General features: G+C 68.9%; 18 protein-coding genes. 8 read left to right on the forward strand and 10 right to left on the reverse strand.

Annotated elements, in window-relative coordinates:
• The first annotated feature begins 46 nt into the window (after window positions 1-46).
• The gene (locus ACWGID_RS21800; protein WP_452199193.1) at window positions 47-1,441 is read left to right on the forward strand and encodes a ricin-type beta-trefoil lectin domain protein; all 1,395 of its coding nucleotides are present in this window, start codon (window positions 47-49) and stop codon (window positions 1,439-1,441) included.
• Between the two features lie 59 nt (window positions 1,442-1,500).
• On the opposite strand, the gene ACWGID_RS21805 is transcribed toward ACWGID_RS21800, so the two are convergent.
• From ACWGID_RS21805 to ACWGID_RS21845, 9 genes are all read right to left on the reverse strand, one after another.
• The gene (locus ACWGID_RS21805; RefSeq protein ID WP_452199195.1) at window positions 1,501-2,745 is read right to left on the reverse strand and encodes a hypothetical protein; all 1,245 of its coding nucleotides are present in this window, start codon (window positions 2,743-2,745) and stop codon (window positions 1,501-1,503) included.
• A complete protein-coding gene (locus tag ACWGID_RS21810) occupies window positions 2,742-3,632 on the reverse strand; it encodes a carbohydrate ABC transporter permease (RefSeq protein ID WP_452199197.1) in 891 nt (296 codons plus the stop codon). The genes ACWGID_RS21805 and ACWGID_RS21810 overlap by 4 nt, the downstream gene beginning before the upstream one ends.
• A 10-nt stretch (window positions 3,633-3,642) precedes the next feature.
• Window positions 3,643-4,533 carry a carbohydrate ABC transporter permease gene (locus ACWGID_RS21815; RefSeq protein ID WP_452199199.1) on the reverse strand — a complete coding sequence of 297 codons (891 nt, stop codon included), beginning with the start codon at window positions 4,531-4,533 and terminating at the stop codon, window positions 3,643-3,645.
• Window positions 4,533-5,900, reverse strand: a complete 1,368-nt coding sequence (gene ngcE / locus ACWGID_RS21820) for an N-acetylglucosamine/diacetylchitobiose ABC transporter substrate-binding protein (RefSeq protein ID WP_452199201.1) — start codon at window positions 5,898-5,900, stop codon at window positions 4,533-4,535. Before ngcE ends, ACWGID_RS21815 begins: the two co-directional genes overlap by 1 nt.
• A 122-nt stretch (window positions 5,901-6,022) precedes the next feature.
• Window positions 6,023-6,691, reverse strand: a complete 669-nt coding sequence (locus tag ACWGID_RS21825; RefSeq protein ID WP_452199203.1) for an N-acetylmannosamine-6-phosphate 2-epimerase — start codon at window positions 6,689-6,691, stop codon at window positions 6,023-6,025.
• Complete coding sequence (locus ACWGID_RS21830) at window positions 6,688-7,575, reverse strand: N-acetylglucosamine kinase (protein ID WP_452199205.1); 888 nt, start codon at window positions 7,573-7,575, stop codon at window positions 6,688-6,690. The genes ACWGID_RS21825 and ACWGID_RS21830 overlap by 4 nt, the downstream gene beginning before the upstream one ends.
• Window positions 7,572-10,274, reverse strand: a complete 2,703-nt coding sequence (locus tag ACWGID_RS21835; protein ID WP_452199207.1) for a hypothetical protein — start codon at window positions 10,272-10,274, stop codon at window positions 7,572-7,574. Before ACWGID_RS21835 ends, ACWGID_RS21830 begins: the two co-directional genes overlap by 4 nt.
• A gap of 65 nt (window positions 10,275-10,339) precedes the next feature.
• Window positions 10,340-11,230, reverse strand: coding sequence for an acetamidase/formamidase family protein (locus tag ACWGID_RS21840; protein ID WP_452199208.1), 891 nt, complete (start codon window positions 11,228-11,230; stop codon window positions 10,340-10,342).
• Between the two features lie 44 nt (window positions 11,231-11,274).
• On the reverse strand, window positions 11,275-11,910 hold the full coding sequence (locus tag ACWGID_RS21845; RefSeq protein ID WP_452199210.1) for a hypothetical protein: 636 nt from the start codon (window positions 11,908-11,910) through the stop codon (window positions 11,275-11,277).
• Between the two features lie 103 nt (window positions 11,911-12,013).
• On the opposite strand from ACWGID_RS21845, the gene ACWGID_RS21850 reads away from it, so the two are divergent.
• Complete coding sequence (locus tag ACWGID_RS21850; protein WP_452199212.1) at window positions 12,014-12,826, forward strand: polysaccharide deacetylase family protein; 813 nt, start codon at window positions 12,014-12,016, stop codon at window positions 12,824-12,826.
• Complete coding sequence (locus ACWGID_RS21855) at window positions 12,823-14,019, forward strand: YncE family protein (protein WP_452199214.1); 1,197 nt, start codon at window positions 12,823-12,825, stop codon at window positions 14,017-14,019. Before ACWGID_RS21850 ends, ACWGID_RS21855 begins: the two co-directional genes overlap by 4 nt.
• 5 nt (window positions 14,020-14,024) lie before the next feature.
• Here ACWGID_RS21855 and ACWGID_RS21860 read toward each other — a convergent pair whose 3' ends face one another.
• Window positions 14,025-14,768 (reverse strand): GntR family transcriptional regulator, encoded by a 744-nt coding sequence (locus ACWGID_RS21860; protein ID WP_452199216.1) that lies wholly within the window; start codon window positions 14,766-14,768, stop codon window positions 14,025-14,027.
• 123 nt (window positions 14,769-14,891) lie between these two features.
• On the opposite strand from ACWGID_RS21860, the gene ACWGID_RS21865 reads away from it, so the two are divergent.
• The 5 genes from ACWGID_RS21865 (at window position 14,892) to ACWGID_RS21885 (ending at window position 21,239) form a co-directional block, all read left to right on the forward strand.
• Window positions 14,892-15,995 (forward strand): FAD-dependent monooxygenase, encoded by a 1,104-nt coding sequence (locus tag ACWGID_RS21865; protein WP_452199218.1) that lies wholly within the window; start codon window positions 14,892-14,894, stop codon window positions 15,993-15,995.
• A gap of 78 nt (window positions 15,996-16,073) precedes the next feature.
• Window positions 16,074-16,862 (forward strand): TIGR03084 family metal-binding protein, encoded by a 789-nt coding sequence (locus tag ACWGID_RS21870; RefSeq protein WP_452199220.1) that lies wholly within the window; start codon window positions 16,074-16,076, stop codon window positions 16,860-16,862.
• Complete coding sequence (locus ACWGID_RS21875; protein WP_452199222.1) at window positions 16,859-18,568, forward strand: acyclic terpene utilization AtuA family protein; 1,710 nt, start codon at window positions 16,859-16,861, stop codon at window positions 18,566-18,568. The genes ACWGID_RS21870 and ACWGID_RS21875 overlap by 4 nt, the downstream gene beginning before the upstream one ends.
• Window positions 18,565-19,689, forward strand: a complete 1,125-nt coding sequence (locus tag ACWGID_RS21880) for an acyl-CoA dehydrogenase family protein (protein ID WP_452199224.1) — start codon at window positions 18,565-18,567, stop codon at window positions 19,687-19,689. The genes ACWGID_RS21875 and ACWGID_RS21880 overlap by 4 nt, the downstream gene beginning before the upstream one ends.
• Window positions 19,686-21,239, forward strand: a complete 1,554-nt coding sequence (locus tag ACWGID_RS21885; protein WP_452199226.1) for an acyl-CoA carboxylase subunit beta — start codon at window positions 19,686-19,688, stop codon at window positions 21,237-21,239. The genes ACWGID_RS21880 and ACWGID_RS21885 overlap by 4 nt, the downstream gene beginning before the upstream one ends.
• Window positions 21,240-21,242: the final 3 nt, after the last annotated feature.

Here is a 21,242-nt window from a genome sequence, read left to right on the forward strand (position 1 = left end):
TCCCGAGGCATTGACGAGGGGATATGTTTACGCAAACATCAGCCAGATGAAGCCCTCAGCCCGTCGGATCGCCGCCGCCGCACTGGCCGCCGCCGCCGTCGTCACCGCGCTCACCGCACCCGCCAGCTCAGCCGCCCCGCCGGGACAGACCAACGACTTCCGCGGCGTCAACTGGGCCGATCCGCGCGACAACTACGCCCACGACGCGGTCGTCCCGTCCGGACTCAGTACGGCGGACGACTACGCGACGACGTACCGCAAGGCCGATGGGATCGTCGGCGAGTTCCGCCAGGAGTTGCGCGCGAACACAGTCCGGCTGCCGATCAACCCGTCGAGCGTGGGCACCGACTGGTGGGGTTCCTATCGCGGGGCGATCGACGCCGCGGTCGGGCGCGGGTTCAAGGTCATCCTCAGCTACTGGGAGGCCGAGAACGCGAAGGACGGGCGCGTCGACGACCCGGCGGCGTACGCGGCGATGTGGGACACCGTCGTCGCGGCCTACGGGAAGAACCCGCACGTGTACTTCGAGCCGATGAACGAGCCGTTCGGGTACTCGTTGCCCGAGTGGGTCTCGCTGACGTCGTCGTGGATCGCCCGGCACAGCGACGTACCGCGGAGTCGGATCGTCATCTCCGGGACCGGGTACAACGACAACGTCACCGGGGTCGGGGCGGCGCCGGAGCTGGCCGGAACGCTGCTCTCGCTGCACTTCTACGGGTTCTGGGCGTCGGACACCACCGAGGCCGCGTGGCTGGCGAACCTGCGGCCGCGGATCGGTTCGTACGGCGCGCGGACGATCATCGACGAGGCCGGCTCGCCGATGACGATCGGGCTGAACTACGGCAACCACGAGGGGAACGTGTACACGGCGTACCTCGGTGCACTGACGCAGGTCGCCCGCGAGAACAAGATGGGCATCGTCTACTGGCCCGGGCTGCGCAACGGCGACTCGTACTCGATGACCACGCAGGTCGGCCCGGCGGATCTCCAGGTCAACAGCGCAAGCGGGCTCGCGCAAGTGCAGTGGGGCTGGGGCCTGCTCAAGACCGAGCCGACGAACACCCTGTCGCCCGCCCCGCCGGGCGAACCGCTGCGTAGCGCCGCCGGCGGTCGGTGTGTCGACGTACCTGGGTTCTCGACTGCTCCCGGCACCGCGCTCGACCTGTGGGACTGCAACAACGGCGGCAACCAGTCGTGGAACTACACGGCCGCCAAGGAGCTCACGGTCTACGCCAACAAGTGCGTGACCGCCGGTACGTCGGTCACCATCGAGAACTGCACCGGCGCACCCAACCAGTCCTGGACCCTCAACCCGGACCAGACCGTCACCCCCACCAACAACCCCACCCAATGCCTCACCGCCACCGCCCCCACCAACGGCGCCGCAGTAACCACCACCCCCTGCACCGCCACCGACAATCAAAGGTGGTCCCGCTCCTGATCGCGTGAGGCTGGGAAAGAAAGCGTCGCTGTACGACACTTTCTTTCCCAGCCTCCCCGTCAACTGTTGACGAAGGTTGTGGTTTCGGTGACTAGTTTGTTGGTGGTGGGTTGGTCGAAGAAGGTGATGAGGGCTTCGTAGGTGCCGGCCTCGGCGGCTGCGGGGTCTACCACGTAGCCGTAGTAACCGTCGGTGTAACCAATGACCCGGGTGATCGGGTGGGTGCTGTCGGACTGGAGGCAGGCGCCGTGGATGGCGAAGAGTTCCACGGGCAGGTTGATCCAGCAGACGTCACCCATCGTGACGGCACTGACCGACAGGTCGAGCGTCGGCGGCAAGCACGCGGCGGCCATCAGCGCCTGGCCTCGGGCCCCCTCCAACCGGGTCTGGGAGATGCGATCGGACGGATCGTCGACGCCGGCGTTGACCCGGCTCTCGCCCGCCGACACGAGCCTCTCGGACTCGTCGATCGGCGGGATGTCCCGCACCGGCAACGTGAGAGTGGTACGACGAATCGCTGGCGCCGACTGCGGTAGCTCCAGACCGGGCTCGGCGAGCGCCTCGCGGACACGCGCCGCGAGCAGACTGCCGAGACGGGTGACCTCGGCGGCGCCGCGCCCCTGGCGAGTGAACCGTGGGCTCACGTCACCGGCAGCCCCTTGGAGAAACCCGACCACCGCAGGCGCGAGCGCGGCGCGAGCGGCGCCGGGCCAATCGGCGGAGTACCGCATGTTCTCCGGGCCGTACGTCGTCGGGTGACAGGCGAAGTCGAGGAGGACCGCCTCGAGGGAGCCGGACAACGAGCGCAGCGCGAGGATGCCCGCGGTGTTGTCGTGCGGCCCGTTCTTGCGGTGCCGGTTGGTGCCGACGCCGACGACCTCGATCGAGTGCCAGGTCGCCGTCACCGGCTGCCGCTCCAGGTGCACCGAGCGCACGGCACCGACCAGCGCGTCGACCAGCGAACGTTCGCGGTCGGCGGGGATGACGGGATGGATCTCGCCCGTCCATCCCGACGGGCCCGAGTGCGTGTGCGAGGCGGACACGACGACGTGCGACGACGGAATGCCGGCCGCTTCGGCGGCGGCCGCGGCCAACTCCGCGGACAGCGCTGCACCGGCAGCGATCGCGTCGAGCGTGAGCCACAGCACGCCGGGATCGTCCTTGCCGGACAGCCAGATCAGCGTCGCGTGCAAGGGGTCCGCGGTCCCGGTGGCGACGCCCGTGCGTGCGGCGTACCCGTCGAGCCGATGGCCGGGCGGTGGGGTGACGTCCAGGGATGTCGCAGCCAAGAGGAGGTCGGTCACTTGAGGGCTCCCGCGGTCATTCCGGCACTGATCTGACGATGGAAGCCGAGATAAACGGCCAACACCGGAATTATGGATATGGTCAGTCCCGCAAACAAGCCCGAGAAGTCGCTGTGGTACCCCTGGGTGACCGCAATGTTGGCCAGACCCTGGGTTACCAGGTAGCGCTTCTCGTCGGTGTTGAGGACCAACGGCAGCAGGTACTCGTTCCACATCCCGAGGAACTGGAAGATGCCGATGCTCACCAGTCCGGGACGGGCCAGCGGCAGCATGATGCGAAAGAGCACACCCCAATGAGAACACCCGTCGACAAGCGCCGCCTCGGCGAGTTCCTTCGACTGGGTCCTGAAGAAAGCCGTCAGGAAGAACACCGAGAACGACATCCCGTGCGCGGCGTACACCAGGATCAGTCCTAGGTAGCTGTTCATCAGCCCGAGGTTCTGGACCACGAAGAACAGCGGCACCAGCGCCAGGAAGCCCGGAAACACCATGCCCGCGACGAACACGTAGTACAGCGCCCGGCTGCCGGGGAACTCGAAGCGGGCGAGCACGTAGGCGACCGCGGACGACAGCAGCAACGTCAGGACGACGCCGCCGCAGACGACGATCACGCTGTTGAAGAAGTACGAGCCGATGTGTGACTCGTTCCACGCACGGGAGAAGTTGTCCCAACGCCAGTGCGACGGGAGGCTCCACGGACTGGTGAAGATGTCCTGGTCGGACTTGAACGAGCTGAGCACCGCCCAGAGCAGCGGGAACACCACCATCGCGCCCCACACCAGCAGGAACCCCTGCGACACCCCACCGAGCACCCGCGGGCCGACCGCCGTCCGGGCCGGCTCTGCGGACCGTACGGCGGACGTGGGCTGAGAGGTCAACGTAGCCATCGGATCTCCCTCAGTACTCGACCCGCTCGCGGCGGGTCAGCCGGAACGTCAGCAGGGTCAGGATCATGTTGATCGCGAACAGCGTGACGCCGATCGCGGAGGCGTACCCGAATTTCCCGTAGGTGAACGCGTTCGTGTACATGTACAGCGAGATCACCTGCGTCGCGTCGTCGGGTCCACCGGGGCCGACCGAGAGGATCTTCACCAGCGCGAACATGTCCAGCGCCCCGATCACCAGGAACGCCAGCGCGGTCTGCACCGTGTTCCAGATCAGCGGGAGCGTCACCCGCCAGAACGACTGCAGAGCGCCGGCGCCGTCGAGCAGCGCCGCCTCGTACAGCTCCCGTGGGATCGCCGCCATCGCCGCGGTGAACAGTACGACGTAGAACCCGACGCCGCCCCACACGACGACGGCCATGATCGAGCCGAGCGCCGTCTTGCCGTCGCCGAGCCACAACCGCGCCAGCCCGTCGAGGCCGATCGCGCGCAGGAACCCGTTCAGCAGCCCGTTGCGCGGCTCGAACACGAACTGCCACAGCACCCCGACGATCGCGATCGACAGTACGCCGGGAAAGAAGTACACGACCTTGTAGATCCGCGACCCCGGTACGCCGCCCTGGTAGTTCAGCGCGGCCGAGAAGAACAGCGACAACGTCACGATGATGACCGGCAGTGACACCAGCAGGAACAGGTTGTGCCGCAGCGCCACCCAGAACACCGAGTCGTGGAACAGCGTGGCGAAGTTCCCGAACCCGATGTAGTGATAGCTCGCGGACAGCCCTTCCCAGTTCGTGAACGCGATCGGGAAGGCCTGCAGGTACGGCGACACCACGAACACCGCGTAGACGGCGAGCGGAACCGCCAGCAGGCCGACGATGAACCGGTACTTGCCGTGGTGCATCAGACGTGGAACTTCTTGATCGACGGGTCCTTCGCCGTGGCGTCGGCGTACTTCTGCATCTGCTTGCTCCACCCGTCCGGGGTGAGCTCGCGGTTCATCAGCGCGGCCATCGCCTTGTCCGAGTTGTCGAGCAGCTTCTTGTACCAAAGCCGCCACGACCAGTCCGCGAACATGTTGGTCCCGGCGGCCTCGATCACGGCCTGCATCGACTTGTTCGCCGACGACAGCTCGACGCCGTCGGTGGCGCCCTTCACCACGGTCAGCGACTTGGTCACCTTGGTGAAGTTCTGCATGCACTTCTTCGACACGATGATCCGGAGCAGCTCCAGGCCGCCCTGCGGGTTCTTCGCCTTGGCCGGCACGATCAGCGCGCCGCCAGGCCCACCGGTGACGGTCTCGTACGGCGCCTTGTCGTCCTTCGACATCCCCGGCACCGGGACCATCGTCATCCCGAGGTCCTTCGGCGCGATGTCACCGAGCTCGTTCTCCAGCCAGCCGCCGCACGGGATGAACACCGCCTTGCCCTGCGCCCAGTAGGTCTGCGACTGGGTGTGTGAGAGCGCTTGCGAGCCCTCCAGCAGGTAGCCCTTCGCGGCGAGCTCCTGGTACCCCTCGGCGGCCGCGATCAGCGCCGGGTCACGCCACGCGTCCGGCTCCAGGTTGTCGACCTTCTTCTTCAGGTCCGGACCGGCCGCCTTGTACGCCGTCATCAGCATCGGGTTGGTCAGGTACCCCGGGAACTTGCCCTGGTACGTCCACGGCGCGATGTCGGTCGTCTTCTTGATCTCGGCACAGAGCGCGAGCATCTCGTCCCAGTGCTTCGGGTACTCCCAGCCGTGCTGGTCCATCAGAGGCTTGCTGTACCAGATCCCGCCGACGCCGAAGACGTACGGCATCTCGTACTTCACGCCGTCGTACCGGCCGGCCTCGGCGACGCCGGGGAGCAGGGTGTCCTTCACCTTCACACCCGGCTGGTCGTAGGACTCCATGTCGAGCAGCGCGCCGATGTCCATCACCTGCTTCTGCGCCGCCAGTGTGGCGCCGTCCAGGCCGACGTTCTCGATCAGGTCCGGCGGGTTGCCCTGGATGAACCGCGGCTGCAGCTGTTGCTGGAGCTGCTGCCCGCTGGTCAGCTTCACGTCCGCGTTCGGGAACTCCTTGCGGTACAGGTCCATCGGCATGGTGGTCCATTCCTTGCCGTAGCCGCCGTCGAAGTTGAAGAACTCCAGCGGCTTGCTCCCGTCCACGGAGCTCCCGGACGCCGCGGTCATCTTGTCGGCCACCGGCTTCGCGCAGGAGGCGAGCGTGGCGACGGCGGATCCGGCCAGGGCGGCGCGGAGCAGGGTACGGCGGTCGACCTCGATCATGATGACGAGTCCTCTCGGGCCGGTGATGGCTCTGGGCTGCGTCATGGATACGCCCGCCGGACACCCGCACGGAAGGGGATTCGACCCCGGTCGACAAGATCGACTAGACCACTGTTCCTGCTCTAGTGGACCGGGATCGCGCCGACCAGTCGCGCGGTGATGTCGGTCGGATTGGTGATCGCGTGCCCGACCACGACGGCGTACGCGCCCGCATCGCAGACGGCGCGGACGTCTTCGCGGGTCCGGATCCGGCCCTCGGCGACGACCGGGCAGTCCAGCTTCGCCGCGAGCTGCCGGACCAGTTCGACATCAGGTCCGGTCGGTGGACGGCCATTGGTATACCCGGACAGAGTCGTCGCGACGAGGTCGGCACCCGCGTCACGAGCCGCCAGGCCGGCGTCCAGGGTGTCCACGTCGGCCATCACCGGTACGCCGAGTTCGTCGTGGATCCGGGCGATCTGGCTGGCCACCTGCTGTCCGTCGGGACGAGGCCGCAGCGTCGCGTCGAGGGCGACCAGGTCCGCTCCAGCCGCGACGATCCCGGCCGCCGCGTCGTACGTCGGGGTGATGAAGACGCCGCCCGGGTCACCGATCTTGTGGATCCCGATGATCGGCAGGTCGCTCACCGCCCGGATCGCCGCGATGTCCCGCGGCCCGTTGGCCCGGATCGCCCCGGCGCCACCGGCCTCGGCGGCTCGTGCCATCAGCGCCATCGCGGCCGGTCCGTGCAGCGGGCTCTCGGGGCCCGCCTGGCAGGACACCACCAAGGTGCCGGGGGCAACGGTTCTCATCGACGGTGAGTCACAATCAGGTCGGCGTACGTTCCGGCTGGTCCGGTGGCGAGGCGTTCGGCGCCGTCGAGCGAGTTGCCGGCCGCCGCGGTCAGCTCGGCGCGGGCAGGGAGGGCGTCACGGACCGGAGTGAGCAGCTGTTCGCCGGCGCCCGCGAACAGGCCGCCGACGCACGCGACCGGGACCGTTCCCTCACCGGCGAGCTGATCGACAGCGGCGCCGATCGTCTCCGCGATGTCACCCGCCGCGCGGACCACGAGTTCGTGCGCGACCGGATCACCTTCGGCCGCACACCGCAGTACTTCGGGAGCGAAGCGGGCCACGTCGTCGACGAGCGTGGACGAGCGGTAGAGCGAGACCGGATCGAGCCCGGTGTCGGCGAGCTTGGTGGCCGGGCCGCGGCCGTCCCGAGCGCGCTGTACGGCGACCAGGCCGGCGCGGCCGATCGCGAACGCACTGCCGGCGTCGCCGAAGAGGTAGCCATGGCCGTCGAGCTTGCGCCACGTCCCGTCGCGATCGACCGCGAGACACACGAGTCCGGTGCCGGCGGCAACGACCACGCCGTACCCGTCGGGGAGTGCGCCGGCGTGCGCCGTGACCATGTCCTGGGTCAGCCGGACCTCGTCGGCGTCCAGCAGCGCGGCGACGTCCGCGGCGAAGGCCTCCGCCGCGCCCGGGGCCTGTGGGTACCCGGTGAGTCCGAGCGCGACGACCTCGACCGGCCCGCTGACGTCGACCTCCGCCGCCGCGACCCGGATCGAGTCGAGCATCCGGTCCAGTGCATCCGGTCCGTGCGTGTAGCCCGGCCCTTCGCCGGTCCGCCCGGACGGGAGAACCCGAAGACGAAGAGCGGACTGACCGCCGTCGATAGCAATGCGCATCATGCCGTGATCCAGTGTGAATAGTCCTGCCAGGGAAGGTGCCACCGGTTCACCTTGCGGGTACGGCGGTCCTGGCCGGCGGTGTCGTTCGCGACCAGGCGGACGGTGCCGAGGTTCTCGTCGTACATCACCGCGGGTGACCCGGTGAAGTGCAGCGTACCCACAGGTTCCCACGGAGTGTGACCGCCGCGGACGTCGATCATCGAGCAATGGTGGATCCGGCGGTCCGCGCCCAGGACGTACACCTCGATCGCGTCGGCACCGGGGTTGAACGCGACCACCGGATCGTCGGCCAGCTCGAGGTCGCCGAGCCGGTGCCAGCGGCCCTGACCGACACGGTCGTCGAGGTACGTGTGGTGCAGGTGGTTGTCGGCGCCGCGGACGTAGATCTCGTACGAGTTCGACGGTTCGTTGCGCGCCCAGACGGGTTCGCCGGCCGCTTCGAGCTCGCCGACGACCGCCGGTACGCCGGCCTGGTGGCGCACGACCCGGCCGTCCTCGCGACGTTGGAAGGTGGGTTCGGCGGGCTCGGCGGCGGCGATCGAGGCGAACTCGGCGCGGACCTTCGCGACGACCGCACGCTGGTCGCGACCCGGCGTCGGGAAGAACGGAGTGCGTTTCAGGTACTGCATTGCGGCGATCAGTGTCGGCGCGACCGACCAACCCGTCTCCACGCAGTACGGCCCCCACCCGATGTCGGCGTTCGAGCCGAAGTACTCCCAGGCGTCGAAGTCGAACGCGCGCTGCCAGGTGCCGTCGAGCTGCTCGTCGTCCGGGTCGTCGATCTGGATCCGGCTCAGGTAGTCGAGGACACCGTGCGCGAGCTCCTCGAAGACCGGCTCGCCGGTGATCTGGTGGACGATCGGCAGCGCCCAGGCGGCGAACGGCGTGCCGTACAGCTGGTCGGTGACGGGATCGCCGTTGGCCTGGAAGATCGACGCCTCGTCGACGCCGTACGCCTCGTTGCTCGGCGGGCACTTCCCGTCCGACTCGGCGAACCCGCCGTCCGGTCCCTGGCGGCTCTTGAGGAAATCGGCCAGCGACAGCATCGTCTCGAGGTACAACGGTTTGCGGGTGTAGAAGTACCCGCCGGCGAGCGGCAGCAGGAAGCGTCCGGCCTCGCAGGTGCGACTGGTCTCCAGCCGCGCCCGCGGGTGGTGCGACGCCATGTGGTCGAGCCCGCGCTCGGCGATCTCCAGGTACGACGATTCGCCGGTGATCCCGTACGCGTACAGATACGCGCAGAGCGCGGAACTCTGCCAGTGCGAGGTCAGGTCCAGTCCGTCCTCGATCGGGCTCCGGCCGAACTCGTCCCAGCCCTTCACCATGAGCGTCGACGGGGTCCGCCAGGGGTCGACCTGCAGACCGAGTTCGGTGTTCGCCGTGCGGATCAGCGACTCGACGCCGCGCAGGCCGGACTCGAGTTCACCCCAAATCAGCGCGAACAGGGCGATCCAGCCGCCGTCGTCGGCGAACAGGTTGTTGGTCGCGGTCAGATCGGTCCGGGACCCGCGCGGTTCGAAGGCGCCGTACAGCGGGTTGCGGTCGGTGAGTTGTTCCTCGTCGACGACGTGCCGCATCAGATTGGTGGCGATCGTGCGACCGCGTGGGAAACCGGCGAGGTCGGCGTACATCCGGAAGGCGTGCGCGGTCTGGGTGTAGCAGTCGCCGCGCGGGACGGGACGGAACGGGAGCTTCCCGTCGAACCCGATCTCGTTGGAGAAACCCTCCGCGACGCCCCGCGACCCGTCCGGCGCGTCGTAGAACATCCCGGCGCGGTCGAACCAGGCGATCCCCCGGTCGACCATCCGTCGGTACCGCGCTGCTCGCGATCCCACGGTCAGCGTGGTCGTCTGGTCGCCGGCCACGAACGTGTGCTCGCCGTCGGGCAAGACCATCGGCTCCGACTCGAACCGCCCGGGCGCGACCTCGACCAGCTCGCCCGCGGCGAGCAGTCCGTCGGCGGCGACGGCTCCGTCGACGGCGACCGGTCCCTCGACGGCGTCCGGTTTCGTGGTCGAGCGGACCACGATCTTGACCGGCTCTCCCGAGGCGACCCACACCCGCGGCTCGGTGAACAGCTCGAGCTCCGGCCGGGCTTCGGTGCCGGTGAGCCGGGCCGCGACCAACTCGATCAGGCGGCGCCAGCGGCGTACCGGCTTGTAGTTGCCTTGGATGTGGTGGCTCAGGGCGGTCGTCGCGTAGAGGAGGCGGCCGTCGCCGATCGGGATGTCGAGGAGCGCAGGGAAGGTGTGCTCGGGTGGTCCGAAGACGGCCTTGTGCGTGCCGGCGACCGAGCCGTAGGTGAGGAGCTCGATCGATCCCTCGGGCGCGATCACCTCCTGCGCCCGGGAGAGGTGCTCGTCGAGGATGCTGAGCGGCTCGATCCCGTCCAGCGCCTCGCGCGTGAAGATCCGCTCGATGTGCGCGTCCCGCACCGCACCGGTCGGGAGGAATCCGTCGTCCACCGCGAACTCGACGTACGCCGACCCGCCGGCCCGCACGTACTCGGCCAGGCTTGAACTGTCGAACCGGGACGGCTCCGGATATCGCCCGGCGAGCACGATCACCGCGCGCGCGTCGGTGAGGTCCGCGGGCGGCTCGTCGTACCGCTGATGAGCGAGCCCGGCCTGGTCGAGGGCGGTGGTGAAAGCGGCCGCCGGTCCGGGTGGGCCGATCAGCACGACAGACGAAGCAGGCACCGGTTCACTGTTGCCGACGAATCGCGGCCGGTAAAGCACCCTGAGTAGACCACTCCTGGAAAGGACTACCTAGGCGTGTGGGGCAGCGCCGGCTTCGCGACGTGGAGAAGGTCGGCGATCGGCGCGAGGTGCCGGCGGGCGACGAGCATCTTGAACGTCGGCGAGTGCGAGACGACGCTCGACACCCGCAGCTCCCCGATCAGACTGACCAGCGCATTCGCCTCCTCGAAGCTGACCTGCTGCGAGAACGCGACGTGATGCACCGCGTCGGAGATCGCCTGTGTGTAGGCGTCCTTCTCGGTGAAACGGCTGCACAGCTGAACCAGAGTCTCCTGTGTCTCGACCAGCGGGCGATGCGGTTCGGTACCGCGGTGGATCTCGACGCGGAGCCGGCAACGGGCCCCGATCTCGATGCCTTGGCCGCTCACCTCGCCGTCGCCCATCGCGGCGTGCGCGTCACCGATCACGAAACGACCGAGGCCCAGGTCGTCGTACAGATAGAGCGTCGAGCCCGGGCGCAGCTCCGACGTGTCGAGGTTGCCGCCGTGGTCCCACGGGTCGGCGATGAGCGACTGGCGCACCAGACCGATCCAGCCGAGCATCGGCCGTACCTCGATGCGGTGGCGTCCGTCGAGGATCGCTTCCGTGCCGACGATTTCCGCGTGGCCGGCGTACTCCGACGCGGCCGACTCCCGCAGTACGCCGCCCCACGGTTCCCACGCCTTCGTCGTACTGGCGAACCCATAGCGCCCGAAGCGATCCAGCTCCAGATCATCGAGGTGAAACGCGAGGGTGTCTCCGGGTCGTACGCCGTCCACGCGCAGCGGGCCGGTGAGGAACGGATACTCCGCGGCCGACCACGTCCGGACGAGAACGTCCTCACCGGGCGCGATGACCGCCGCGTCGGGGAGATCGAAGCAGGCGAGGTCGACGGGTGGCGCGTCGATGAGTCTCATCCTCGCGACGGTAGGCCATCGACCGAGCTGTTGTTCAGCTGTTTTCAGTGGCTCAGCGGGAGGAGCTGGTGGGCCGCTTCGGCGAGCGGGACGCCGGTCAGGTGGAGCGTCGGGGTGAGCCAGTCGTTGAGGATGGGGTCCTCGGTGGCGAGGTGGCCTGCGAGTTCGGTCTGGCTCAGTTCGAAGATGTGGGCGGCGTTGCCGGTGAGGTCGACGACGATCTGCATCAGCTGGGTGACCTGCGTTTCCCACACGACGTCCTCGAACTCGTGCTGGTCCGGCCGGATCAGCAGCAGGTCCACGTCGCTGTCCAGATCCCCGTCGTCGCGGGCGATCGCGCCGTACAGGCTGGCATGCACGGGCAGGACCCGCCAGCGGCTGATCTCGTCGGCGAGGCAGTCCACCAAGGTACGGCGGAGGTTCGCGAGCTGCTCGACGATGCCCGCCACGAGGTGCTTGCGATTGAGGCGATAGAGCAACGAATTGCCCAGATCGTCCACGTGGACCAGGCCCGTGGCCGCGAGCCGTTGCAGGACGAGCCGCACCCCGGCGACGCTCCCCGAGCCGGCGAGCTTGTGGATCTGTCGCCCCGAAAGCCCTTCCTCCGCATCGGCCAGCACCTGCAGCACCGGACCATCGAGCGACGGCACCACCGTGCTGATCGGGCTCTTGAGATCCATCGGCCCACCGTAGTGAGCATCAGGACGCGTCAGGTAATCACCGTGACCCATCAACGATCCCGACTCAGCATCCACTCAGCCCGCGCCACTTACCGTCAAAGCCATGGCTGTGGATCGGCGGACCGTGCTGAGGTCGGCCGTCCTGGCGATGGGTACGGCAGGAGCGGCCGGATGTTCGACCGAGAAGCCTGCCGCGACCGGTCGACCGGGCTCGACCCCGGATCCGACGCAGAAGCCGACCCCGCAGCCGACCGGGCCCTCGGTCACCGCCGGCTCGGGGACTCCTTCCCCAAAGACCTCGTCCCCGACGGTGACCGAGGCAGTCGAGATCGTGCACGGACCGCGGACCGTCCCGAAGGTCGCGCTCACCTTCCACGGCAACGGCGATCCGGCCCTCGGCACCCGACTGCTCGACCTGGTCGAGCAGGCCGGCGCCCGGATCAGCGTGCTCGCGGTCGGAACCTGGCTGGTCGCGCATCCGGAGATGGCGACCCGCATCCTGCACGGTGGGCACGATCTCGGTAACCACACGATGCACCACAAGCCGATGCGCAAGCTCAGTGCGGCTCAGGCCGACCAGGAGATCAGCGACTGCGCCGCCGTCCTGCGCCGCACGACCAAGAGTCCTGGCCGGTGGTTCCGCGCCTCGGGAACCCAGCAGACCACTAAAGTGATCCGGTCGGCGGCCGCGGCGGCGGGTTACGCTAGCTGCATTTCGTACGACGTCGACGGGCTGGACTGGCAGGATCCACCCACGGCCACGGTCATCAAGGCGGTCGCGGGCAGCGTCCGCCCGGGCTCGATCGTGAGCCTGCACCTCGGGCACCCGGTGACCATCGCGGCGCTGCCGCGGATCCTGGCCGCTCTGACCGCCAAGCGACTCGAACCGGTCACCTTGAGCGAACTCCTTCGATGAAGCCTTGGTGCTTACTGACCGCTGTCCTGCTGGTCGCGGTGAGCGCCTGCTCCGGCAGCGGACACGACCCGGCCTTGCCGCAGGCTGCCACCCCAACTCCCCGCCCGCCGACTCCCACGACCGCGCCACCGGCCGCGCGGACAACGCCGAAGCTGCTGCCCGGGATGCCGCCGCCGTTGTCGGCCACCGATGTCTGGGCCGCGGACCGGCCAGGACAGTTCGCCGCGTCGGTACGCCGGGTCCCGGTGCGGATCTACGTCCCGAACAGCGGCAGCGACACCGTGACCGAGATCGATCCGCGGACCTACAAGGTGATCCGGACCTTCCGCACCGGGCGCCAGCCACAGCACGTCGTACCGTCGTGGGACCTGCGGACCCTGTGGGTCAACAACGACCTCGGCAACAGCCTGACGCCGATCAACCCGGTGACCGGCCTGCCCGGCCGCCCGGTCGCCGTCCGCGACCCGTACAACCTCTACTTCACACCCGACGGTCGGCGAGCGATCGTGATGGCGTCCAACGAGAAGCAACTCGACTTCCTCGATCCGCACACGATGGCGCTGCGGAAGGCGGTGCCGGTGCCGTGCGCGGGCGTGAACCACGCGGACTTCGCGGCGGACGGGAAGACCTTCCTGGTGTCCTGCGAGTTCTCCGGGCAACTGCTGGTGGTCGACACCGCGGCGGAGAAACTCCTGCGGGTACTGCGCTTGCCGACCAGGCGCCGGATGCCGGCGCCGATGCCGCAGGACGTGAAGCTCTCGCCGGACGGGCGGTTCTACTACGTCGCGGACATGATGAGCAACGGGGTCTGGGTGCTGTCCGCGAATCCGGTCGCGATCCGGGCGTTCATCCCGACCGGGATGGGGGCGCACGGGCTGTATGTCACGCGGGACTCCCGGCGGTTGATCATCACCAACCGCGGCGAGAGCTCGATCTCGCTGCTCGACTTCGCGACCCGCAAGGTGGTGAAGAAGTTCAAGATCCCCGGCGGCGGCAGTCCTGACATGGGTGGGGTCTCACCGGACGGCGCCGTGCTGTGGGTGTCCGGTCGCTACAACGCAGTGGTCTACGCGATCCGGCTGAGCGACGGCAAGCTGCTGGCGCGGATTCCGGTCGGCCAGGGACCGCACGGCCTGGCCGTCTTCCCGCAGCCCGGTCGGTACTCGCTCGGCCACACCGGCGTCTTCCGCTGAGCCGGCTACAGGCCCTTGGCGTTCGCGCGGGCGCTCGGGGTGGTGGTGCGGAGCTCGGTCGTGAAGGCGTAGCGGTCGCCGCGGTAGACAGCTGACGTGTACTCGAAGACGCGATCGCGGCTGTCGAAGCTGATGCCGTGCAACGCGAGACACGGCTGCGTGACCGGAATGTCGAGCCAGCCCGCGGTCTTCGCGTCGGGCATGACCGGTTCGAGTCGCGACGTACCGCTGACGACGTCGATGCCGTAGCGGCTGGTCAGCAGATCGTAGAGCGAGCCATTCAGGTCCTCCGCCTGCAGGCCGGGGACGTACGACGCCGGCAGCGTGGTGCGCTCGACCAGCATCGGGTGGTCGTCGGCCAGCCGCAGCCGGGTGAACGCGATGATCGGGTCACCGACCGGGATCCGCAGCCGGCGCGCCGCGGCCCGCTCGGCTTTCTGGTGGCGGAATTCCAGCATCGTGCTGCCCGGCCGCATCCCGCGCCGCCGGATGTCCTCGGAGAACCCGATCATCCCGAGCCAGCGCGCCACCTTCGGCCGGGTCGTGTACGTGCCGCTGCCGTGCCGGCGGACCAGCAACTCCTCGATCACCAACTCGTCGACGGCCCGCCGCAGCGTCATCCGCGCGACGTTCCAGCGCGCCGCCAGCTCGCGCTCCGGTGGCAGCGCGGCACCTTCCGGCAACGTGTCGATCAGACTCAGCAACCGCGCCCGGATCTCGGCGGCCTTCCCCGGCAGCGAACCATGCATTCGTCCTGGGTAGCACCAGACTGGACCACTTCGGAAGCCTTTCCAGCACGGTGGAAGCGAAGAGGGCTAGACCATTCGCACCCCGGATCATTCGGCGGTCCGGCAAGAAGTACCCTCCGCCGCATGGCTAGTGGTCAACGGAGTGCGTTGGTGATCGGGGCCGGCATCGGTGGGCTGGCCGCGGCGGTCGGGCTGCGCAAGGTCGGCTGGTCGGTCAGCGTCCTGGAGCGCGCGCCGGTGATCGCCGAGGTCGGCGCCGGCCTCACACTCTGGCCGAACGCGGTCAAGGCCCTCGCCGCGCTCGGCCTGGATGTCACCGATCGCAGCGTGCCGACGATCTCCCGCGGCAACATCCGCACACCACGCGGCCGCTGGGTGCGGCGGAACCATCCCGAGGACGTCGGCGTACTCGCGATCCACCGCGCGGACCTGCACGACGTACTGCGGAAAGCTCTGCCCGAGTCGGCGTTGCACACCGACGCCGAGGTCACCGCGGTATCGACGGACGGGACCGTGAAGTGCTCGGGTGAGGAACTGCACGCCGATCTGGTGGTCGCCGCGGACGGCGTGAACAGCGTGACCCGCCGGACGCTCTGGTCGGGTGAAGCGGTCTTCCAGCACCGGACCGTCTTTCGCGGCGTGACGCCGTCCGGCGCGGTGTGGCCGGTCCAGGAGTCGCTGACGATGGGGCGCGGCCTGCAGTTCGGCGTACTCCCGTTGCCGGAGGAGCGCGTCTACTGGTTCCTCACCGCGAACGAGCCACAGCCCAACACGCTGTACGCCGACAATCGCGCCGAGGTACTGCGTCAGCTCGGGCACTGGCACCACCCGATCCCGGAGCTAGTGACCGCGACACCCGAGGACCAGGTCCTGCACAACGACATGGTGGACATCGACCCGGTGCCGACGTTCGTGAAGGATCACGTCGTACTGCTCGGCGACGCGGCGCACGCGATGACGCCGGACCTCGGGCAAGGCGCCTGCCAGGCCCTCGAGGATGCCGTCGTACTGGCCGCGAACGCTGACAACCTGGAGCGCTACGACGAGGAACGGCGCGCCCGCGTGCACCCGATGACGGCCGCCGCCCGTGCCAGTGTCGCCCGCAACTCCGACACGAACGCGCTCCGCCACTTCGCCCTCCTCGCCGCTGCCCGCCTGGTCCCACCGGCGACCTGGCGCAAGGCGACCGCGCAGTGGGCCGACTGGACCCCTCCGAAGCTGCCGTGAGGAAAAACAAGCACGGTTGATTCTTTTTCCGGGGCGTGGGACGCTCGGCTGCACGATCCCCTGGTGAGGGAGTGCAGCGTGCAACTGGACGAAGTACTGGCCGATCTGTGGGCCGAGAGTGCCGAGCTGGATCGGCTGGTCGGCGGTCTGGCCGCGGACGAGTGGGCGACACCGACGCCGGCCGAGGGCTGGACGATCGCGCACCAGATCTCGCACCTGGCCTGGACGGACGAGGCGACCCAGCTGGCCGCGACCGATCCGGACGGGTTCCAGGCGTCGTTGCAGAAGGCCGCCGCGAGCCCGACGACGTACGTCGACGACGGCGCCGCGGAGACCGCCGCGCTGCCGCCGGACCAGCTGCTGACCTATTGGCGAGAGGCCCGGGCCGAGGTCGCCGAGGCGCTGAAGAACGTTCCGGCCGGCGAGAAGGTGCCTTGGTACGGACCGCCGATGAGTCCGACGTCGATGGCGACCGCGCGGCTGATGGAGACCTGGGCGCACGGACAGGACGTCTTCGACGCGCTCGACGTACGACGGCAACCGAGCAACCGCCTGCGGCACGTCGCCCACCTCGCGGTCCGGACCCGGGACTTCGCGTACCTCCTCAACAACCGGACGCCACCCGCCGACCAGTTCCGCGTCGCGCTGACCGGACCTGACGGCGACGCGTGGAGCTGGGGCCCCGAGGACGCCGCCCAGCGCGTGACGGCCCCGGCCGTCGACTTCTGTCTGCTCGCCACCCAGCGACGGCATCGCGACGACCTGGCCGTTCGGGCTGAGGGAGCGGACGCCGAGGAGTGGTTGGGAATCATCCAGGCCTTCGCCGGGCTGCCGGGGAAGGGTCGTCAGGCAGGACAGTTCGCATGACTGAGCCACTTCGCATCGGGAACGCGTCCGGGTTCTACGGCGACCGGTTCAGTGCGGTGCAGGAGATGCTGACCGGCGGACCGCTCGACGTCCTCACCGGTGACTACCTGGCCGAGCTCACGATGCTCATCCTCGGCCGCGATCGTCTGAAGGATCCGTCGCTCGGGTACGCCCGCACGTTCCTCAAGCAGCTCGAGACCGGTCTCGGTGAAGCGCTCGATCGCGGCGTGAAGATCGTCAGCAACGCCGGCGGGCTCAATCCCTCGGGTCTGGCGGAGGCCATCACTGCGCTGGCCGAGCGGCTCGGGCTGCACCCTGCCATTGCCTACGTCGAGGGCGACGATCTTCTGCCCCGGGCCGAGCAACTGAAGCTCGGACAACCCCTGACCGCCAACGCCTACCTCGGCGCCTGGGGCATCGCGGAGGCGCTGCAGGCGGGAGCCGACGTCGTCGTGACCGGCCGGGTGACCGACGCGTCGGTGATCGTCGGACCGGCCGCTGCCCACCACGGTTGGAAGCGCACGCAGTACGACGAACTCGCGGGCGCCGTCGCGGCCGGTCACGTGATCGAGTGCGGCTGCCAGGCGACCGGCGGGAACTACGCGTTCTTCACCGAGATCCGCGACTTCGGCCGGCCCGGGTTCCCGATCGCGGAGATCCACGCGGACGGCAGCAGCGTGATCACCAAACACGACAACACCGGCGGGGCGGTCACCGTCGACACGGTCAAGGCACAGCTGCTGTACGAGATCACCGGTGCCCGGTACGCCGGTCCCGACGTCACCACGCGCCTGGACAGCATCGAGCTCGCCGACGACGGTCCCGACCGGGTGCGGATCTCGGGCGTCCGCGGTGAGCCGCCGCCACCGACGTACAAGGTCTCGCTGAACAGCGTCGGTGGGTTCCGGAACGAGGTCGACTTCGTACTCACCGGGCTGCAGCTGGAGCAGAAGGCGGAGCTGGTGCAGCGCCAGCTCGAGCAGGCGCTGCCCAAACGGCCCGCCGAGCTGAAGTGGTCGCTGGCCTGGACCGAGAAGCCCAACGCCGAGTCGGAAGAAGAGGCGAGCGTCTTCCTCCGCTGCGCGGTGAAGGACCCGGACCCGAAGGTCGTCGGTCGCGCGTTCAGCAGCGCCGCGGTCGAGCTGGCGCTCGCGAGCTACCCCGGCTTCCACGTCACCGCGCCGCCTGGCGACGGATCGCCGTACGGCGTCTTCCGGGCCGGGTACGTCGACGCTCGGGAGGTGGAGCACGTCGTCGTACTGCCGGACGGATCACGGACGGTGGTCGAGCCGGCGGCCGAGACGCAACTGCTCGAGCCTGTCGACGACATCGAGGAACCGATGCCGTTGCTGCAACTGTCGAGCGGACCGCCACGGACCCGCGAGGTCCCGCTGGGCCGGATCGCGGGTGCACGTTCGGGTGACAAGGGCGGTGACGCGAACGTCGGCGTGTGGGTGCGCGACGAGAAGGCGTACCGCTGGCTCGCGCACACCCTCACGGTCGACCTGTTCAAGACGCTTCTTCCGGAGACACAACCGCTGACCGTGACCCGCTACCTGCTGCCGAACCTGTGGGCGGTGAACTTCGTCGTCGAGGGCCTGCTCGGCGAGGGGGTCGCGGCGCAGGCCCGGTTCGATCCACAGGCGAAGGCGGTCGGCGAGTGGCTGCGGTCGCGGTACGTCGACGTACCGGAGGTGCTGTTGTGAGCGCCGAAGAAACGGCACTGCGGGAGTCGGTGCGGCGGTTCATGGCGGCCGAGGTGCTGCCGCACCTGGATCAGTGGGAGCGGGACGGCGAGCTGCCGCGGGAGCTGCACAAGAAGGCCGGCGCGATCGGGCTGCTCGGCGTGGGGTTCCCCGAGGCGGTCGGTGGTGGCGGCGGTTCGTTGTCGGACGCGATCGCGGTCGTCGAGGAGATGCACTACGCCGGTGGCTCGGGCGGTCTGGTCGCGTCGCTGCTGACCTGCGGGATCGCGTTGCCGCACATCGTTGCTGCGGGCAACCAGGCGCAGATCGATCGGTGGGTGCGACCGACGCTCGACGGTGAGCTGATCGGCGCGCTGGCGATCACCGAACCGGGTGGCGGGTCCGATGTCGCGTCGATCCGTACGACGGCGCGGCGCGAGGGCGATGTGTTCGTCGTGAACGGCGCGAAGACCTTCATCACGTCGGGTTGTCGCGCGGACTTCGTGACGACGGCGGTCCGCACCGACGGTCCTGGCGCGCATGGGATCAGCCTGCTGGTGATCGAGCAGGGCTTCGAGGTGTCGCGGAAGCTGGAGAAGATGGGCTGGCTGTGCTCGGACACGGCCGAGCTGTCGTTCACCGACGTCCGGGTTCCGGTCGAGAACCTGGTGGGCGCCCAGGGATCCGGGTTCGTGCAGCTGGCGGTGAACTTCGTGGCCGAACGGCTGACGCTGGCCGTGCAGGCGTATGCGGGTGCTCAGCGGGCGCTCGATCTCACGGTCGAGTGGTGCCGGAACCGGGAGACGTTCGGGCGGCCGTTGATCTCGCGGCAGACCGTGCAGCACACGCTGACCGAGATGGCCCGGCGCATCGACGTCGCGCGCGTCTATGTGCACGAGGTGGCGCGACGGGCGGACGCCGGCGAGGACGTGATCGCGGAGACCTGCTTCGCGAAGAACACCGCGGTCGAGACCGGGCAGTGGGTCTGCGACCAGGCGCTGCAGTTGCACGGCGGCCTCGGCTACATGCGGGAGGCCGAGGTGGAACGCCAGTACCGCGACCAGAAGATCCTCGCCATCGGCGGTGGGACGACGGAGATCCTGACCGGCCTGGCCTCCAAGATACTGGGGTACACCGCATGAGCAATCGGGAGGCGATGCTGGAGAAGCTCGCCGCGCTCGACGTCGAACAGGCCAAGGCGTTGGCCGGCGGCGGGGAGAAGTACGTCGACCGCCACCACAAACGCGGCAAGCTATTGGCTCGGGAACGCATCGAGCTGTTGCTCGACCCCGACTCGTACTTCCTCGAGCTGTCACCGCTGGCCGGCTGGGGCTCGGACTTCACCGTCGGCGCCAGCCTGGTGACCGGGATCGGTGTGGTCGAAGGCGTCGAGTGCCTGATCACCGCCAACGATCCGACGGTCAAGGGCGGTTCCAGCAACCCGTGGACGCTGCGCAAGGCTTTGCGATCCGACGAGATCGCGCGGGCGAACCGGCTGCCGGTGATCAGCCTGGTCGAGTCCGGCGGCGCGGACCTGCCGACGCAGAAGGAGATCTTCATCCCCGGCGGCGCGATGTTCCGCAACCTGACCCGGTTGTCGGCCGAGGGGATCCCGACCATCGCGCTGGTGTTCGGCAATTCGACCGCGGGCGGCGCGTACGTCCCGGGGATGAGCGACTACGTGGTGATGGTCGACGGCGGCGCGAAGGTGTTCCTGGCCGGACCGCCGCTGGTGAAGATGGCGACCGGTGAGGACGCGGACGACGAATCGCTCGGTGGCGCGTCGATGCATGCGCGGAAGTCCGGGCTGGCCGACTACTTCGCGGTCGACGAACAGGACGCGATCCGGCTCGGGCGGCAGATCGTGTCGAGGCTGAACTGGCGCAAGGCGGGTCCGGCCCCGAGCCCGGCGTACCAGGAGCCGTTGCACGACGCGGACGAGCTGCTGGACATCGTCCCCGGAGACCTGAAGATCCCGTTCGATCCGCGGGACGTGATCGCCCGGGTGGTGGACGGGTCGGTGTTCGACGAGTTCAAGCCGCTGTACGGGTCCTCGCTGGCGACCGGGTGGGCGTCGGTGCACGGGTACCCGGTGGGGATCCTCGCGAACGCGCGCGGGGTGCTGTTCAGCGAGGAGTCGCAGAAGGCGGCGCAGTTCATCCAGCTCGCGAATCGCGCGAACACGCCGCTGATCTTCCTGCACAACACGACCGGGTACATGGTCGGGCAGGAGTACGAGCAGGGCGGGATCATCAAGCACGGGGCGCAGATGATCAACGCGGTCTCGAACTCTCGCGTGCCCCACATCTCGATCCTGATGGGCGCGTCGTACGGCGCCGGGCACTACGGGATGTGCGGCCGGGCGTTTGATCCGCGCTTCCTGTTCGCGTGGCCGTCGGCGAAATCGGCGGTGATGGGACCGCAGCAGCTGGCCGGGGTGCTGTCGATCGTCGCGCGGGCCGCCGCGGAGGCGAAGGGGATGCCGTACGACGAGGACGGCGACCGGCAGATGCGCGCGTACGTCGAAGGTCAGATCGAGGCGGAGTCGCTCCCGACGTTCCTGTCCGGCCGCCTGTACGACGACGGCGTGATCGACCCCCGCGACACCCGCACCGTTCTCGGCATCTGCCTGTCCGCCATCCACTCGGCCCCGGTCGAAGGCACGTCGTCCTTCGGCGTCTTCAGGATGTGACGC

The sequence above is a fragment of the Kribbella sp. NPDC054772 genome (genome assembly GCF_053611945.1).